Here is a 1673-nt window from a genome sequence, read left to right on the forward strand (position 1 = left end):
TGATATGCTCCCCCTAAGGTAGACAGATTAAAAAATAAAAATCTGTTTTCTCTTAGGGGGAGTTTTTCTGTGTCTGGCAAACATTATTCTGAAGAGTTTAAATATGAAGTTATTAAAGCTTATGAGAAGAGGGACTACTCCATTAAAGAGCTCTGTTCTAAATATCAAATATCTCAAAATTCATTAAGAGAATGGATTGTGGGATTTGAAAGGTATGGATCGGAAGGATTAAAAAGATCTACATCATGGAAACCTTATTCTAAGGAGTTAAAGGAAGCAGCTGTAATCGATTATTTGTCAGGTGAACTTTCTCAATATGAGATCGTTAGAAAGTATGAAATATCAAGCAGGTCCGTACTCCGAAGATGGATTAGCATTTATAATAGTCATAGAGATTTAAAGGATAGGTCGAAAGGAAGGACAAACTCTATGACGAAAGGAAGAAAAACGACTTGGGATGAACGGATTCAAATTGTCCTTGATTGCTTAGAAAACGGAAAAGATTATCAAGGAACAGCTGAGACCTATGAGGTCTCTTATCAACAAGTATACCAATGGGTGAGGAAGTATGAAGCAGGTGGAGATGAAGCACTAAAAGATAAGCGCGGAAGGAAGAAAGAAGAAGCAGAATTAACTCCAGAAGACATTATCCAACTCCAGATTAAAAAGTTAGAAAGAGAAAATGAACGGTTACGTGCAGAGAATCTATTTTTAAAAAAGTTAGAGGAAATCGAAAGGAGGCGAAAATAAGTCAAATCCGATATGAAGATATGTATACCGCTATCCAAGAACTTCATGAGAAGGAAGAGGTAGAGGTTATTCTACTTTGTGAAATCGCTGGAATATCTAGGGCGGCATATTATAAGTGGTTGAATCGTACGCCTTCTGCTCGAGAACTTCAGAATGAAGAGATCATAAAAGAAATGAAAGCACTTCATGAGGAAGTTGATGGTATATACGGATACCGTCGAATGACATTGAACATGAATCGCAAGTTCGGCCAAAATTTCAATCATAAGCGAATCTATAGATTAATGAAAGTCGCAAGAATACAATCTGTCATTCGAAGAAAGAAAACCCCTTATAAGCGTTCTACTCCTCAACATGTGGCGGAGAATATATTGAATCGTGAATTCACAGCGGAAAAGCCGAATGAAAAATGGGTAACAGATGTCACGGAATTCAAATATGGCCCCTCAAAGAAAGCTTATTTAAGCGCTATTCTTGATCTATATGATGGATCAATTGTTAGTTATGTCTTAGGCCATTCTAATAATAATCAACTTGTGTTTAAGACGCTTGACCAAGCAGCAGGGCTTTTGGCTGGAGACCATCCCCTTATTCATAGTGATCGTGGCTTTCAATATACCTCTCATGGGTTTAAACGCAGGATAGATAAAGCGAAAATGACACAAAGTATGTCGCGAGTAGGTAGATGTATTGATAATGGACCAATGGAATCTTTTTGGGGAACACTCAAATGTGAGAAGTATTATTTAAATAAGTATGAGACATTTGAAGAGCTTTCTAAAGCAATAGATGATTACATTTGCTTTTATAATCATGATAGATATCAAAAACGATTAAATGGCCTTAGCCCTATGGAATATAGAGCTAAAGCCGCTTAGATCATTTTTATTATTTCCACTGTCTACTTGACAGGGGGCAGTTCA

Annotated in this window: 1 protein-coding gene; it reads left to right on the forward strand. The window is 36.7% G+C overall.

Annotated elements, in window-relative coordinates; all coding sequences use genetic code 11:
• Window positions 1-69: 69 nt before the first annotated feature.
• Window positions 70-1628, forward strand: a protein-coding gene (locus tag AT864_RS17385) for an IS3 family transposase (protein WP_231734563.1) whose coding sequence is annotated in 2 segments (ribosomal slippage) — window positions 70-712 and window positions 712-1628 — 1560 coding nt in all. Because the reading frame shifts where the segments join, the coding sequence is not laid out codon by codon here.
• Window positions 1629-1673 lie beyond the last annotated feature (45 nt).

Source organism: Anoxybacillus sp. P3H1B, from assembly GCF_001560855.1.
Lineage (GTDB): Bacteria > Bacillota > Bacilli > Bacillales > Anoxybacillaceae > Anoxybacteroides > Anoxybacteroides rupiense.